Origin of the sequence: Parabacteroides sp. AF14-59 (genome assembly GCF_003479515.1) — a bacterium.
Classification (GTDB): domain Bacteria; phylum Bacteroidota; class Bacteroidia; order Bacteroidales; family Tannerellaceae; genus Parabacteroides; species Parabacteroides faecis.
Genome location: NZ_QUHH01000003.1, coordinates 28822 through 44420, shown reverse-complemented (window position 1 = coordinate 44420; position 15599 = coordinate 28822). Strand labels below are relative to the sequence as shown.

13 protein-coding genes are annotated in these 15599 nt (G+C 45.3%); 6 read left to right on the top strand and 7 right to left on the bottom strand.

Features of this window, described 5'->3' with window-relative positions; genetic code table 11:
* The first annotated feature begins 43 nt into the window (after window positions 1–43).
* From dnaG to DWW23_RS04240, 4 genes are read left to right on the top strand one after another with little or no spacing between them, the layout of a single operon-like run.
* A complete protein-coding gene (dnaG, locus tag DWW23_RS04255) occupies window positions 44–2188 on the top strand; it encodes a DNA primase (RefSeq protein ID WP_122352049.1) in 2145 nt (714 codons plus the stop codon).
* Between the two features lie 14 nt (window positions 2189–2202).
* On the top strand, window positions 2203–3129 hold the full coding sequence (locus DWW23_RS04250) for an ABC transporter ATP-binding protein (protein WP_122352048.1): 927 nt from the start codon (window positions 2203–2205) through the stop codon (window positions 3127–3129).
* On the top strand, window positions 3126–4436 hold the full coding sequence (locus DWW23_RS04245; RefSeq protein ID WP_122352047.1) for an ABC transporter permease: 1311 nt from the start codon (window positions 3126–3128) through the stop codon (window positions 4434–4436). Before DWW23_RS04250 ends, DWW23_RS04245 begins: the two co-directional genes overlap by 4 nt.
* 1 nt (window position 4437) lies before the next feature.
* The gene (locus DWW23_RS04240; RefSeq protein ID WP_122352046.1) at window positions 4438–4962 is read left to right on the top strand and encodes a histidine phosphatase family protein; all 525 of its coding nucleotides are present in this window, start codon (window positions 4438–4440) and stop codon (window positions 4960–4962) included.
* Window positions 4963–4980: 18 nt separating this feature from the next.
* On the opposite strand, the gene DWW23_RS04235 is transcribed toward DWW23_RS04240, so the two are convergent.
* The 6 genes from DWW23_RS04235 to DWW23_RS04210 form a co-directional block, all read right to left on the bottom strand.
* The gene (locus tag DWW23_RS04235) at window positions 4981–5394 is read right to left on the bottom strand and encodes a PaaI family thioesterase (protein WP_075558412.1); all 414 of its coding nucleotides are present in this window, start codon (window positions 5392–5394) and stop codon (window positions 4981–4983) included.
* 28 nt (window positions 5395–5422) lie between these two features.
* Complete coding sequence (xpt, locus tag DWW23_RS04230) at window positions 5423–5989, bottom strand: xanthine phosphoribosyltransferase (protein ID WP_122352045.1); 567 nt, start codon at window positions 5987–5989, stop codon at window positions 5423–5425.
* 6 nt (window positions 5990–5995) lie between these two features.
* Complete coding sequence (locus DWW23_RS04225) at window positions 5996–7375, bottom strand: nucleobase:cation symporter-2 family protein (protein WP_122352044.1); 1380 nt, start codon at window positions 7373–7375, stop codon at window positions 5996–5998.
* Window positions 7376–7402: 27 nt separating this feature from the next.
* Window positions 7403–9232 (bottom strand): endonuclease/exonuclease/phosphatase family protein, encoded by a 1830-nt coding sequence (locus tag DWW23_RS04220; protein ID WP_187576647.1) that lies wholly within the window; start codon window positions 9230–9232, stop codon window positions 7403–7405.
* A gap of 54 nt (window positions 9233–9286) precedes the next feature.
* Complete coding sequence (locus DWW23_RS04215) at window positions 9287–10315, bottom strand: low specificity L-threonine aldolase (protein WP_122352042.1); 1029 nt, start codon at window positions 10313–10315, stop codon at window positions 9287–9289.
* Between the two features lie 138 nt (window positions 10316–10453).
* Complete coding sequence (locus tag DWW23_RS04210; protein ID WP_028728578.1) at window positions 10454–10963, bottom strand: RNA polymerase sigma factor; 510 nt, start codon at window positions 10961–10963, stop codon at window positions 10454–10456.
* Window positions 10964–11229: 266 nt separating this feature from the next.
* Between DWW23_RS04210 and DWW23_RS04205 the strand changes: the two genes are divergently transcribed.
* The gene (locus tag DWW23_RS04205; protein WP_122352347.1) at window positions 11230–12612 is read left to right on the top strand and encodes a nodulation protein NfeD; all 1383 of its coding nucleotides are present in this window, start codon (window positions 11230–11232) and stop codon (window positions 12610–12612) included.
* Here DWW23_RS04205 and DWW23_RS04200 read toward each other — a convergent pair.
* Window positions 12607–13263, bottom strand: a complete 657-nt coding sequence (locus DWW23_RS04200; protein WP_122352041.1) for a helix-turn-helix domain-containing protein — start codon at window positions 13261–13263, stop codon at window positions 12607–12609. The genes DWW23_RS04205 and DWW23_RS04200 overlap by 6 nt on opposite strands.
* A 70-nt stretch (window positions 13264–13333) precedes the next feature.
* Between DWW23_RS04200 and DWW23_RS04195 the strand changes: the two genes are divergently transcribed.
* Window positions 13334–15595 carry a cation:proton antiporter gene (locus DWW23_RS04195; RefSeq protein WP_122352040.1) on the top strand — a complete coding sequence of 754 codons (2262 nt, stop codon included), beginning with the start codon at window positions 13334–13336 and terminating at the stop codon, window positions 15593–15595.
* The last annotated feature ends 4 nt before the right edge of the window (window positions 15596–15599 follow it).

Genomic DNA, 15599 nt, shown 5'->3' with positions numbered 1-15599 from the left:
CACTACATTTGCCTTCCGTTATTATAAGGAAGGAAATAATTAAATGATCGATCAACCTACCATAGACCGGATACTTGACGCTGCAAACATTGTGGATGTTGTTTCTGAATTCGTTACCTTGCGCAAGCGAGGGATCAACTATGTAGGATTATGTCCGTTTCATACTGACAAAACACCCTCTTTCTACGTCTCTCCGGCTAAAAATATATGTAAATGTTTTGCCTGCGGCGAAGGAGGCACGGCTGTTCATTTTATTATGAAGCATGAACAGCTGAACTATTTCGATGCCTTACGTTATCTTGCCAAGAAATACAACATCGAGATACAGGAACGGGAACTGACCGATAAGGAAAAGCAAAGACGCAGTGACCGGGAAAGTATGTTGATCGTCAACAGTTGGGCACAACAGTATTTCAGCACCCAGCTGTACGAACACGTAGAAGGGAAAACCGTCGGATTGCGTTATTTTGCCGAACGTGGATTCCGGGAAGACACCATCCGTAAATTTCAATTAGGTTACAGTCTTGACCAGCGGGATGCTTTATATAAGGCAGCAACCAAGAACGGTTATAAAAAAGAATTTCTCGAAAAGACAGGACTCGTCATCGTCTATGACAACGGAGGAGTCAATGACCGTTTCCGTGGCCGTGTGATCTTTCCTGTACATACCCTAAGCGGAAAAGTCGTAGCTTTCGGTGGACGCGTACTCAAAAAAGATGAGAAGACAGCCAAATACGTCAACTCACCGGAAAGTGAGATTTATCACAAGAGTAATGAGTTGTACGGTATCTATTTCGCCAAACAGGCCATCGTAAAGGAAGACCGCTGTTTCCTGGTGGAAGGCTATACCGATGTGATCTCCATGCACCAGGCGGGAATCGAGAATGTCGTCGCTTCTTCCGGTACGGCTCTTACACAAGGACAGATACGGCTTATACACCGTTTCACCAGTAACATAACCGTATTATATGACGGTGATGCCGCCGGTATCAAAGCCGCTCTGCGCGGTATCGACCTGTTGCTGGAAGACGGCATGAATGTCAAGGTGGTCCTGCTCCCCAACGGTGAAGACCCCGACTCGTTCGCCCGTAAACACAATGCCAGTCAGTTTGCTGAATTTATCAAGCAGAGCGAAACAGACTTTATCCGCTTCAAAACCCGTTTATTATTGGATGATGCAGGAAACGACCCAATCAAACGATCGTCGCTGATCACGGATATTATCCGTACGGTAGCCATCATTCCCGATAATATTGCCCGTTCCATCTATATCCGCGAATGCAGTGCAATGATGGAGATAGACGAACAGGTGTTGTTGAACGAAGTCAATAAAATCCGTTTAAGCAAAGAAGAAAGACAAAATACACAGGGTACTCCTCCGGTATCCAATACGATGAGTATAATACCGGAATATCCTGATATTCCCGGTTACCAGCCAATCGTTGAGGATAGCTTTTTGCCACCGCCGGACGATGCGATGCCATTACCGGACGATAATATGCCTCCTCCTCCACCGCCAATGGAAGAATATCCGATGGAAGAGACAGGGCCTATGGAGGTTCCACCGCCCGATTTTCCACCGGTACAACCTACACAACCGGCTCATCCCGTCCAACCGAAACGCTCTCCGTATGAGGTATATGAGCTTACGCTGTTGAAATATATCGTGCGGTACGGTGAACAGGTCTTGTTCGATTATGTGGATGAGGAGACAAACGAACAGGTCATAATGCGAGTTGCAGAATATATCCGTTACGACCTGGAGCGTGACGATCTGACTTTTTATACCCCAATCTTTAAAAGCATGCTCGACGAAGCCTCAGAGAAATGCAAGACCGAGGGATTTAAAGCCAGCCGTTATTTTCTGGCCCATCCAGACCCGAATGTCAGCAGGCTTGCCGCCAACCTGATCAGCGAAAAGTATCAACTAAGCAAATATCACAGTAAATACCGCGAGTTGGAACAGGAGCAGGATAAACTGGACCAGCTGGTCATCCGTGAACTATATGCCATGAAAGATGCCTATATCCTCCGGCAGATAAAGGAGACACAACTGGGTATTAAAGAGGCACATGCCCAGGGAAATGAAGATAAGGTGTTCGAGTTGATGAAACAACTCACCCACCTGAACGAAATAAAAAATGTATTGAGTAAAGAATTGGGAGAACGTATCGTATTAAAAATGTAACAATCTTAAAGCCTATGAACTTTCTGGAAACAGAAGATGTGGTCAAACAATATGCCAATCATCTTGCCCTGAATAAAGTCAGCATACAAGTTCCCGAAGGGAAAATATTCGGGTTACTCGGACCGAACGGTGCCGGAAAAACCACGCTGATCCGTATTATCAACCGTATCACGGCTCCTGACAGCGGGATTGTCCGTTTCAACGGCCGCGAATCGAAGCCGGAAGATATTTATCAGATCGGTTACCTGCCCGAAGAACGGGGATTATACAAAAAGATGAAGGTCGGCGAACAGGCCATTTATCTCGCCCAACTGAAAGGATTGTCCTATCAGGAAGCCCGGACCCGCCTGACCCGCTGGTTTGAAAAGTTCGACATCATGCCCTGGTGGAATAAGAAACTGGAGGAGTTATCAAAAGGGATGCAACAGAAAGTACAGTTCATCATAACCGTGATACACGAACCGGCATTGCTCATCTTCGATGAACCGTTCAGCGGCTTCGACCCGGTGAATGCAGAACGGCTGAAACAGGAAATCCTGGAACTGAAAGAAAAAGGGCATACGATCATCTTCTCTACCCATAATATGGCTTCCGTCGAAGAAATATGTGACAATATAGCCCTGATCAACAAATCGCAAGTCGTACTGTCGGGTAATGTTGCGGAGGTCAGAAACCGTTTTCGCAACAATACGTTTACACTGCGTATCGCATCTGCCAGCGAACTTTCAAACGATCATTCTGATATTTTCACACTGCTTTCTGAAAAAGACCAAAGTGGGATACGCGAATTACAAATCCATAAAGCAGACGGAGTCAGCAATTCCGCCTTATTATCCGCTTTATCCGAAGAGGTCGAGATTCTATCGTTTACCGAAGAACTTCCATCCATGAATGATATATTTATTAATACCGTTTCGGGCACAAACTCTACACAGGCATGAATAAAATAGGACTTATTATCAAAAGAGAATATCTGCGCCGGGTAAGCAAAAAGTCGTTTATCCTGCTAACGTTCCTTACACCATTTCTGTTTGCCGCACTGGTATTCGTGCCGTTATGGTTATCGACCATCAAGGGAGACGAAGTACGTAACGTTGCCATCATCGATACGACCGGAAAGTATGCCCCGTTGTTCGAGAATAACGAAAGCTATCATTTCATCCATAGCAATAAGACGCTGGATGAATACCGGCAAAACGAGGACAAAGAAATATTTGCCTTCCTGAGTATCACGGACGATCTGCTGGACAATCCCAAAGCAGCGACCTTGTATTCTGAAAAACAAGTACCGGTAGAACTGAGCCGGATGGTCAACCAGACACTCAGTAAACAGCTGGAAAGCGAGAAACTGGCTTCCTTCAATATCCCTAACCTGAGAGAGATCATCCGGGAAAGTAAGATCAACTTTAATGTACAAACGATCAAATGGAGTGAAGACGGCAAGGAAAGTGCCTCATCGGCTACCGTGGCTTCCGTGATCGGGATGGTATTTACCTTTATCATTTATATGTTTATCATGATGTATGGAGCGATGGTGATGCAAGGTGTTATGGAAGAAAAGACCAACCGTATCATTGAAGTGATGATCTCATCGGTTCGCCCGTTCGATCTGATGATGGGGAAAATCATCGGTATCGGCTTTGTCGGGCTGACACAGGTATTCCTGTGGGGAGTTATCACAACGATCCTCGTGGCTGTCGGAGGATTCATGTTCTCCGGTGGTGTGGATGTGACAGCCTTACAGGCAACCCCGTCCATGGGCATGATGGATGCAGGCGCACTGGCCTCCTCTTCGGGCAATGAGATTATGGGAATTATCAATTCGATCAATATTGCGGAAATAGGAATCTCTTTCATCATCTATTTTATTGGCGGTTATATGTTATATGCCTCCATATTTGCTGCTATCGGTTCGGCTGTCGACAGCCAGGAGGATACCCAGCAGTTTATGGCTCCGGTTACGATCTTTATGATCTTTGCTTTGTACGCCGGTATATATAGTATGGAGAACCCGGACGGACCGTTGGCATTCTGGTGTTCGATGATTCCGTTCACCTCTCCGATCGTCATGATGGTACGCATCCCGTTTGAAATACCGTTATGGGAAAAGCTATTGTCTGTAGCGTTATTATATGCTTCCGCTATCGGAATTGTCTGGATATCCGCCAAGATATACCGGGTCGGTATCCTGATGTACGGAAAGAAACCGAGCATCAAAGAGATGATCAAATGGATCAAATATAAATAATATGGAACAGAATATATCGCTTATACTAAGCCGTCACGGGGAGACGGAAGAAAATAAACTACGCATCATGCAGGGACAGATGCCCGGACATCTCTCCGAACTGGGCAAACAACAGGCGGAACAACTTGCCGACCTGTTGGAAAAGGAAGAGATCGATATCATTGTTAGCAGCGACCTGGCACGGAGTTACGATACCGCCATGGTCGTTGCCCGCCGAAAAGGACTGGAGCCGGTTCAAACGCCGCTACTCCGGGAAATGGACTGGGGTGTTTACACCGGAAAGGTTGCCAATGAACTGGATTTCAAAAAACTCCCGGAAAGCGTAGAGAGCCTGGAGGCTTTATATAAAAGAGCCGGAGAGTTTCTGCAATTCCTGCAAACGAACTTCCCCGGAAAACGTATCCTGGCGATCGGACACGGGGGTTTCAACCGTGCCATTATCGTACGGATAGAAAAAAGGCAGCAAGAGGATATCCTGAAGCTGCCGATCATGAAAAACACAGCTTGTCTGCGCTTTTCAATCTGAATGATTCTTTGTTATTGTTTATACCTGGGGCTGCACGACACTGAACGTACCAGATGCTTTACTGACCAGTTTATCGTCGCAATAAATCTCACACTCGCTGAAATGAACGTGACGTCCGGGTTTGATCACCGTTCCTTTAGCGATCAGTTCCTTGCCCCAGGCGGCTCTTAAAAAAGAGACTTTCAATTCTGCCGTCAGGACATCTTTGTCCAGCGGTGTCATCGTATAAGCGGCAAAACCGGCGATCGTATCCGCCAAAGCAGCCAGCACACCTCCGTGAATAACCCCGCTGTACTGGCGTTGTTCATCATGTAAAGGCATGCGTGCCTCGACTATTCCATCCTCTACCGTCGTGAATTGAACGCCCAGATGATTTACATATGGGTTCGTTTTTACCCTGTCAAGCAATCTTTCTTTTACTTCTGTATTCATTATTTTTACTCAATTAGTTGGTTTCCTTCTAGCGGATCGTGATCTTACAATCATCCAGATTATCTATGATTGCCAGGCTTTCCACATGGATACCCGATTCACGCAAAGCTTTTCCACCGTCCTGAAAGGCTTTCTCAATGATAAAGCCCATGCCGGAGATAGTAGCACCTGCCTGTTTTGCCAGATCCAGCATTCCCATAGCCGCATTACCGAAAGCCAGGAAGTCATCGATAAAAAGAATATGGTCGTCGGCTGTCAAAAAGTTATTACTTATACAAACCGTATAATCACGATCTTTCGTAAAAGAATGGACTACCGTACTCAGCATATTCTCCATTGTCTTCGGTTGTTTCTTCTTCACAAATACCACCGGCAATTGCAAGATATATCCGACCATGATAGCCGGAGCAATACCACTGGCCTCGATCGTCACGATCTTATTGATATGTTCTCCTTCGAAACGTCTGATAAATTCTTCAGCAACCTTATACAGAAGCATCGGGTCCATCTGGTGATTAATAAAACTATCCACTTTCAGGATGCCTCCCGGATAACATCTGCCATCTTGCAAAATACGCTGTTTAAGTAATTCCATGTGTTTTTATTCTGTTTTATCTACTTTGTCTTCTTTTACGCGAATCAGGACATTGGCTATGATCGCCGTCAAACCACCGGTAGTGATACCGGATGAAAATATTCCCTTTATAGCTTCCGGAGCTGTTTTCAAAATATCTGGCATCAGTTCTACCCCTAATCCCAGAGAAAGACTGACGGCCAATACCAGTGTCGCTTTCCGGTTGATCTCCTGTGAAGCGATAATACGGATACCGGCAGCAGCTACCGTCCCGAACATCAGTAATGTCGCCCCTCCGAGAACCGGATCGGGCATCAAAGAGAACACCACTCCCACGATCGGGAATAATCCCAGTAAAATCAACATGCCGGCAATATAATAGCCGACATAACGGCTGGCAACGCCCGTCAACTGGATAATCCCGTTATTTTGTGCAAAGATAGAGTTTGGAAACGAATTAAAGACACCGGCAACAAAAGAATTTACACCGTCTGCCAGCACACCACCCGAAACACGCTTCAGATACCCCTCTCCTTCAATCGATTTACCGGAAATCATGGAGTTGGCTGTCACGTCTCCTGTCGCTTCGATAGCCGTGATCAGATAAACCAGGCCAATAGCAATGAAAGAAGAGATATTAAAGTCGAGTCCGTATTTAAAAGGTACCGGGATATTGAATCCCATCAGGTTCTGGGAAGAAGCCGCACTCATATCGACCATGCCTAAGGCAAAAGACAGTCCGTAACCGATGCACAGCCCAAGTACGATCGAACTCATACGCAGGTATTTGTTTTTACAACGATTGAAGAACAGTACACTCAGCAATACCGTTGCCGCCACACCGATATTCCTCAAACTACCGAACGTTCCGTTATCCATCGCAGCAAACCCACCTCCGCAGGAGACTACACCGACCTTGATCAGACTCAATCCGATCAACAGCACGACAATCCCGGAAACCAGCGGAGTAATGATCGAACGCATATATTTGAATGTCCGGCTAATGATCATTTCGATCGGAGCAGCAGCCATACAAACACCGAAAATAAGCGGCAGGCCACCGGCTAGTCCGGCTGAAATGATCGGTCCGATAAACGAGAAACTCGTTCCCTGTATACAGAGCAGTCCGGCTCCTACCGGACCGATCCGTTTACATTGTACAAATGTGGATATACCGGAAGCGAAAAGAGCCATCGACACCAGGAAGCCGGTTGTTTCAAGATCGAGCTTCAAAGCACCCGCAATAATCAGCGGCGGAGTAATGATCGCGACAAAGATAGCCAGCAAATGCTGCAAAGCTGCAAACAAAGCCTCTTTCAAAGGCGGACGGTCATCTATACCGTAAATCAGATCTGTTTCTTTTACCGGAATAATAGTCTCTTCTAACTCTTCAGTATTTATATCCATATTTGTTATTTGATGATAAATATTTAATTACAGTTTCAGATCTTGAAGGGTCTCTCCTTTGGCATTCAATACACGCAAAGTCATATCCTTTCCTTTTTTCTGAAGTACCATGACCGTCGCACCGTCCATCCGGTAACCGCCACCTACGATAACCGGGAAATTGTTACCATTGGCAACCCCTTTCGGATAATAAGCATGACGGTGAGTATGTGCATTGATACATACATTGAACGGAGCTTTCGCCAATAAGCCACCCCATAATTCCAGACAAGGATTATAACGGTCTACATCTTTTCCATAAATAGGCACATGATGGATCAACACGCGTTTCGTTGCTTGTTTAAACGACTTGGAAGCCAGTTCTTCTTTCAGGAAGCCTACTTGTGCCTCACGCAGGGCGGAGAAATCATTCAGGCCATAATAAACCCAATGATCATCGGGTTTATCTTCACCGCAATCTAACATGACGATACGAGTATCGCCCCAGTTAAACGCACCGTATGTCTTATCGCCGACATAATCGAACAGTTTACGCAAACCGATCGAATAAGCATTCCTGATCTCATGGTTACCACGCAGATAAAATACAGGAACATCCGCTGCCCCGACCGTTTCATTCAGTTCAGAAAGAAAATGAGTTGCTTCATCATGATTGGCGGGATCGTCGATACAATCGCCGTTAAAGATAACGAAATCATAATCTACACCTTTTACCTGATTATATAGTGCCTGCAATGTTTCCGAATGCTTATGAAGGTCATTAAAGATAATGGCTGTAAAATCGGATGTAGAAGATTCCGGCAACGTGAATGTATGGAAATCGGAAACAGCCGTTTCCCCGAATATTTTCTTATAAGCCTGGTAAAGCATGATTTCCTGAGAGCAAACGCGATAATAATAAGTCTTGCCCGGTTCCAGATCATTCAGCCTGATCTTATTCTGCAAATCGTTGCAAATCACCTGACCATCCACGATGGTACGCGCTTTCTTCAACTGATTCTTATCCGTGCCATATTCAACCCAACTATAAGCAGGAACGGTAGTCTGCCACATAACCGTAACTCCGTTCCCTACCGGATTCTGCAAATAAGGTTCCGTACGGAAGATCTTGTCAGCGGTTTGTTTGAAAACGATATCCGTTACGATCGGACGATGATCGGAAGCTGCCGGTTCATCGACTACCCAGGCGGAAAGACGTGTAAAGGCAGTAGTATCCTTTGCATAAGCCGCAATATAATCGATTGTTTCAGTCGGTTCATCTGCCGGGAAAGTCGGTTGCTTGGTATTTGTCAGGATTACAAAATCATTCTGTATACCTTTAATGACTTCCGAATCCGGATGAGCATTAAAGTCACCGGCAATAAAGAGAGGCTTATTCGCCTTTGCAGCTTCTCGGCTTATAATCTCCAACGAGGCCAGGCGGTCTTCCACTGTCAGGGAAAGGTGGGTACAACAATAAATATACTTTTCAAACTCAACGATCAGCAGGGCACGTTCTTCTTCTCTTCCCGGGAGTGCCAGATACCGATAACCGAGCGGTTTCTCTTTGCTCAACATGCCGATACCGTATTTTCCTCCGTCATAATCGATAGCAGGAGCATATACCGGATACATCAATGTTTTGTCAGCCAGCACACGCAATACATCGGTCTGACCGCTCCTGCCCGTCACACTGTCCACTTCCTGTACGGCAACAACATTCGGACGCACTTTATTGATCACGTCGGCCGTACGTTGAAAGTTGGAAACATCATCCATTCCTCTCCCGTTACGGATATTATAACTCATTATACGCAAGGTATTTTCTTCCCTCGCTCCCTTCTCCTGTGAATAAAGGTTGCATAACGGCAATAACATAAAAAGTACCGCCATTAACCCACTCCCATGTTTCATATGTTTATAGTTTAGTGATTAACATTCTCCCATTACTTCTTTCAAATCCTGTTCGAATTCAGCTATATCTTCGCCGGTCGTATCCCAGGAAGTAACCAGGCGGGCCTCATTGTTTTCTTCATTCCACATATAGAAGAAATAACGCTCCTGGAGTTTTTTCAACGGTTCGGATGGGATCGTGAAGAATATCTGATTCGTTTCTACTTTCTGCGTAAATTGTATCTGCGGATATTGTTTGAGCGCAGCAGCCAGTTTCGCTGCACTGATATTCGCCTTCATTGCATTTTCAAGCCACAGGTTATTTTCCAGATAAGGGATAAACTGAGCTGAAAGGTAACGTAGTTTGGAAGCCAGTTGAGCCGACTGTTTTCTGTAATACTGCAGGTTTTCCGTAATTTCCGGACGGAAAGAAACGACAGCCTCCCCCATCACCATACCGTTTTTGGTACCGCCGAAACTTAAAATGTCGACACCGGCGTCTACCGTCACTTGCTTCATGGAACAATTCAGATAGGCACAGGCATTCGCCAGACGTGCACCGTCCATATGCAAATACATATTATGAGCATGCAGTAAGTCTGCAATCGCTTTCACCTCTTCAATCGTATAGACTGTACCCAGTTCTGAAACCTGAGAAATATAAACGGCCTTCGGTTGCGAATGATGGCAAACGCCAAAGTTATGTAAACGTGGCTTGATCAGCTCCGGAGTAAGTTTACCGTCGGTGGTCGGGATCGTTACAACCGCACAACCGGTCATACGTGCCGGAGCACCGCATTCATCGACATTAATATGTGCCGTTTCCGCACATAAAATACTATTGAAAGGACGTGTTACGGCCTGCAACGCTACCGAATTAGCGCCGGTCCCGTTAAAAACAAAGAATGGAGATGCCTCTCCACCGAATATACTCTTGATCTTTGCCACTGCGGCAGCTGTCCAGGGATCGTCGCCATATCCGATCGCATGATCCTCATTTGCTTTTATCACAGCCTCCATCACCAAGGGATGGACACCAGAATTGTTATCGCTTGCAAAACTTCTCATTGTGTTTTAGAATTTTGCAGTAAAAGTACGTATTTATTCATTAATATGTCATTTTTATCATCCATATATTAAAAAAAGAAGGAGCTTCCAAACGGAAACTCCTTCTTTTTATTAACTTGTTTATTAGAATATTAACCACTATCCCAGGCGGAAATCCTTCAAAACTTTTTGCAACTCCTGGCGGGCAAAGAAGATACGACTCTTTACGGTTCCCAGCGGTACATTCAGTTTATCTGCTATCTCATTATATTTATAACCACTTAAAAACATGGAAAAAGGAACTTTCAATTCATCATTCAATCCATTAATGGCCTTTGTGATTTCCTGAATCTGATATGCTCCGTCCGGAGAATCAAACCCTGAATCATTAACGACGTCCAAATTATACAAATCAACACCTTGATCAACAACTGTCTGCGTACGAACTATCTTATGATAGTTGTTTATGAAGATATTACGCATGACGGTCAAGACCCATCCTTTAAAATTAATATTATCAACAAACTTTTCCTGATTGTCCAAAACCTTCAGCGTTGTGTCCTGCATCAAATCTTGGGCGTCATCCCGATTTGCGGTGAGCATCAATGCAAAATTCATCATGTTTTCTTGCATGCTCAATAATTTTTTCTGAAATTGCAACGCATTCATATTACTTACTATTTATAAAAGGTTAATACCGGTTAAGTATAGCCCCTCACTATTGAGAGACAATACAAATATAGGAAATATTATTGATATCGAATGTTGCTTTGAGAAATATTAATATTAAAAATCGTAACTTAATATATTTATAACAAACACAGCTGAAAATGAACAGCTTTTGCAAGTTTGCAACTTGTACAAATACAAAATTTACAAGTTATATGTTACAATTTTCAAGAAAGTACAAAAAGTATAGATAATTAGACAAAATGATGAAAAATTCAGGACTCTTGTTTCTGCTGCTATTTCTTTTGGTAACAACCTTTAAATCAAAGGGAGAAGAGCAAAAGATCGTCTACCAGATAGATATAAAGAAAGAGATAGATAACACCACCCGTATCTATCTCCATAACGGATTGGAAGAAGCCAAATCATTGGGAGCGGATGCCATCCTTCTCCACATGAACACCTATGGAGGACTGCTCGAAGCAGCGGATTCAATGCGTACGGCAATTTTATACAATCCGATACCCGTCTACGTTTTTATCGACAACAATGCCGCTTCGGCAGGAGCACTTATATCCATTGCGTGTGAAAAAATATTTATGAGAAAAGGCGCCAATATCGGGGCAGCAACCGTCGTCAATCAGACTGGGGCCGCTTTACCCGACAAATACCAGTCATATATGCGCTCCATGATCCGATCGACTGCCGAAGCACACGGAAAAGATACGATCATACAAGGAAAGGATACGACTTTCAGATGGAAAAGAGATCCGCTGATCGCCGAAGCGATGGTAGATGAGCGCGTTGTCGTTCCCCATCTGATCGACTCGGGAAAAGTTCTTACTTTCACAGCCGACGAGGCTCTGGAATGGAGATATTGCGACGGCATTGCAGAAACACCCGGTGAAGTGATTACAAAGTATCTGGGATATAACGATTACGAATTGAAAACATATAAGCCATCCTGGTATGACGACCTGAAAGGTTTCCTGATGAATCCTATGCTGCAATCGTTACTGATCATTATTATTATCGGGGGAATTTACTTCGAGATGCAGACACCCGGCCTCGGCTTTCCATCAGCAGCAGCCGTTGCCGCAGCTATACTTTACTTCGCTCCCTTATATATCGACGGTCTGGCACAAAACTGGGAAATCCTGGTATTTATAATCGGCTTGTTATTGATTGCGGCGGAGATATTTATCATACCCGGATTCGGGATAGCCGGTATCAGCGGGATCATTTTCCTGGTAGCCGGATTAACCCTTAGTTTACTGAATAATACGGATTTCAATTTCGAAGAAGTCTCCACCAAGGAAATCGGCGAGGCAGTCCTTACCGTTCTGATCGGACTGGGACTGGGTTTCGTTCTGATGATCTGGCTGTCCAACAAAATAGGGACAAAAGGCATGTTGCGGAAAGTGGCACTCCATAAAGATCTGGAAGATGCCCATTCCTCGCCTTCCCTCGCCCCACTGATCGGAAAAGAAGGAACAGCCTTCACCGTTCTGCGCCCTTCGGGCAAAGTGATGATCAACAACGAACTCTATGACGGCGTATCCGATTCAGGTTTTATCGAAAAAGGGACGAAAGTGAAAGTCGTCCGTTTCGAGAATGCACAAGTCTATGTGGAGACATTCATCCTATAATACCAGTTTATCATTACCGGGCACACGCTCATAAAGGATACGTTTATCGACGACCACATATCGCAAGGCATCGATCGCCAGCAGGTCGCTTAAAATATTCCTGGCCGTGTAATAATTTACATGGCCGATACGACAAAGCAGCCCGGCATTGATAGATGGATGTTCGTCCAGATAGGCGAACAGGCGTTCCACCGGTTTGCTGATCTTCACCAGTGTCCCGTCTTTCCTACGCTTTTTCTCCCACGAAAGCATCAGGATCTCATTGGCCAGAATATTTTCATCGGCAACACGTATATAGGCCTTATATTTATCTTCCTTATCAGGTGCCAGGTGGGGCTTATCCGCACTGGGCGCAATATAAACTTCCAATACGGTTTTTCCGTTTATCTCCCAGCGGGTGGCTTCAAACGGAACTTCCGGCTGAGTATACATTTTCGATGCAGCCTCGATCATGTAATACTCTTCTTCACTACGGACACCGGAGATATTCCCGTTGTCTTTCACTCCTATCAGCAACCGACCGCCATCGGTATTGGCAAAAGCAGACAAGGTACGGGCAATCTTTTTACTATCGCTTACCTCGAACTTGAAATCGAGCTGTTGATGCTCGCCCTGTTCAATCAATGCTTCTATCGGATGTTTCTTCTTCATTTTGGCTCATTATTTGACCGGCAAAATTAAAATAAATGTCTAACTTTGCCAACCGAAAAAGAGTGAAAGCATGTCACAGATCCCTTCATTAATTTCAGACCTGGCAGTAATACTGATTTCTGCGGGGCTTGTTACTTTGCTTTTCAAGAGATTAAAGCAACCGGTCGTACTGGGCTATATTGTTGCCGGAATTCTGGCAGGCCCGGCTATAAAAGAAATTCCCACAGTTTCAGACGTAGAAAGTATCCGTATCTGGGCGGACATAGGCGTTGTCTTCCTGCTTTTCGCCCTGGGGCTCGATTTCAGTTTCAAGAAACTGATGAAAGTCGGTGGAACAGCGGTGATCGGGGCAGTCACGGTCGTTATCGGGATGATGACGTTCGGTTATATCACCGGATTATCGCTCGGCTGGGGACATATGAACAGTCTTTTTCTGGGCGGAATGCTCTCGATGTCGTCCACCACGATCATATTCAAAGCTTTTGACGATATGGGACTACGCAACCAGCGGTTTGCCGGAGTCGTATTCGGTATACTGGTCGTAGAAGACCTGTTTGCCGTCCTGCTGATGGTCTTGCTCTCTACACTTGCCGTAAGTAAACATGTCGAAGGCATGGAATTACTGGACAGCGTGATCAAGCTAGGTGTCTTTCTCCTTTTCTGCTTTGTCGTCGGTATTTACCTCATCCCTTCTTTCCTGAAGAAAGCGCGGACATTCCTCAACGACGAAACGCTGCTGATCGTCAGTCTCGGTCTATGCCTGGGGATGGTTATGATCGCGACCAAAGCCGGTTTTTCTTCTGCACTGGGTGCTTTCGTTATGGGTTCGATCCTGGCTGAAACGATCGATGCCGAACATATCGAACACATCGTAAAACCGGTAAAAGACCTGTTCGGTGCCATTTTCTTCGTTTCTGTCGGCATGTTGATCGATCCGGTATTGCTTTGGGAATATAAGATCCCGATCCTGATACTGACCCTCGTTGTCATGATCGGACAAATACTTTTCGCCAGTTTCGGAGTCTTACTGTCGGGACAGACAGTCAAAGTCGCCATCCAATCGGGTTTCTCTCTGGCACAGATCGGCGAATTTGCTTTTATCATCGCTTCCCTGGGGTTAACACTCAAGGTGACTGATAATTTCCTCTACCCGATCGTTGTCGCTGTTTCCGTCATAACGACCTTTTTCACCCCTTATATGATACGTATGGCAGAACCTGCCTATAAAATAGCCGAACGGCTCATTCCTGCCAGCTGGATGAATTTTCTCGAACGTTATTCTTCCGGTTCTAACACGATCCGGCAGAAAAGTACCTGGGATAAGTTGCTAAAAGCGTTGGTACGTATTGTAGGTACTTATACCGCCGTCACCCTGGTACTGATCTTTATCTGGCTGCAGTTCGTGGCTCCCTTCATCATCAAGCAACTTCCCGGCATACAAGGACAAAGCATTTCACTGGTCCTGATCCTTCTTCTGATCTCTCCGATGCTGCGCGCCATCATGATGAAGAAAAATCATTCGGTGGAATATGAGCAATTATGGCATGACAACAAATATAACCGTGGTCCGCTCGTCTCCCTGATCGTGCTGCGTATTATATTATGTATAGGACTCGTTATGCTTCCGATCGCACGATTGCTGAATACAGCCCTCGGAATAGGGATTGCAATCGCCGCCACAGTCATTGCCCTGGTCATTTTCTCCAAACGGTTGAAAAAACAATCGATCCTGATGGAACGCCATTTCTTCACAAACCTGACTGCGCGGGAGATGGAAAACGAACGGAATGCCCCCATCAACCAACGATTTGCCAGCCATTTGCTGGAGCGTGATCTTCACCTGGCCGACTTTGAAGTAAAACAGAATTCGCCCAGTATGGGCAAAACACTTAAAGAGCTTAACTTCCGGCAGAAATGTAATGTAAATATCGTCACGATCATCCGTGGAGGCAAACGTATCAACATACCGGGAGGAAACGAACGGCTTTATCCGTTCGACAAGCTGGTCGTTGTCGGTGCCGACGACGATCTGACCCATTTCCGGAAATATATAGAAGAACGCTATAAAGAATCGATGAACAACCTGCAGGAAACAAAAGAGGTGAACATGGAGCAATTCTTTATCAGCGAAGGTTCAGGACTGATCGGCCGGACCATTCTGGAATCGGGTATCCGCGACAATTCCGGCTGCCTGGTCATCGGGATCGAACGCGACTCCCACTCGATCAAGAACCCGCCTCCCACTACGGTTTTCGAACAGGGAGATATTGTATGGATCGTCGGCGAGCATGAAAAAGTGTTACGTCTCAGCGAAGGAAAAACAGTAAGATAATCAA

What these genes read in the sequence shown, in the direction of transcription:
- dnaG (WP_122352049.1), top strand. Translation starts at nt 44, where the DNA reads ATGATCGATCAACCTACCATAGACCGGATACTTGACGCTGCAAACATT.
- DWW23_RS04250 (WP_122352048.1), top strand. Translation starts at nt 2,203, where the DNA reads ATGAACTTTCTGGAAACAGAAGATGTGGTCAAACAATATGCCAATCAT.
- DWW23_RS04245 (WP_122352047.1), top strand. Translation starts at nt 3,126, where the DNA reads ATGAATAAAATAGGACTTATTATCAAAAGAGAATATCTGCGCCGGGTA.
- DWW23_RS04240 (WP_122352046.1), top strand. Translation starts at nt 4,438, where the DNA reads ATGGAACAGAATATATCGCTTATACTAAGCCGTCACGGGGAGACGGAA.
- DWW23_RS04235 (WP_075558412.1), bottom strand. Translation starts at nt 5,394, where the DNA reads ATGAATACAGAAGTAAAAGAAAGATTGCTTGACAGGGTAAAAACGAAC.
- xpt (WP_122352045.1), bottom strand. Translation starts at nt 5,989, where the DNA reads ATGGAATTACTTAAACAGCGTATTTTGCAAGATGGCAGATGTTATCCG.
- DWW23_RS04225 (WP_122352044.1), bottom strand. Translation starts at nt 7,375, where the DNA reads ATGGATATAAATACTGAAGAGTTAGAAGAGACTATTATTCCGGTAAAA.
- DWW23_RS04220 (WP_187576647.1), bottom strand. Translation starts at nt 9,232, where the DNA reads ATGTTATTGCCGTTATGCAACCTTTATTCACAGGAGAAGGGAGCGAGG.
- DWW23_RS04215 (WP_122352042.1), bottom strand. Translation starts at nt 10,315, where the DNA reads ATGAGAAGTTTTGCAAGCGATAACAATTCTGGTGTCCATCCCTTGGTG.
- DWW23_RS04210 (WP_028728578.1), bottom strand. Translation starts at nt 10,963, where the DNA reads ATGAATGCGTTGCAATTTCAGAAAAAATTATTGAGCATGCAAGAAAAC.
- DWW23_RS04205 (WP_122352347.1), top strand. Translation starts at nt 11,230, where the DNA reads ATGAAAAATTCAGGACTCTTGTTTCTGCTGCTATTTCTTTTGGTAACA.
- DWW23_RS04200 (WP_122352041.1), bottom strand. Translation starts at nt 13,263, where the DNA reads ATGAAGAAGAAACATCCGATAGAAGCATTGATTGAACAGGGCGAGCAT.
- DWW23_RS04195 (WP_122352040.1), top strand. Translation starts at nt 13,334, where the DNA reads ATGTCACAGATCCCTTCATTAATTTCAGACCTGGCAGTAATACTGATT.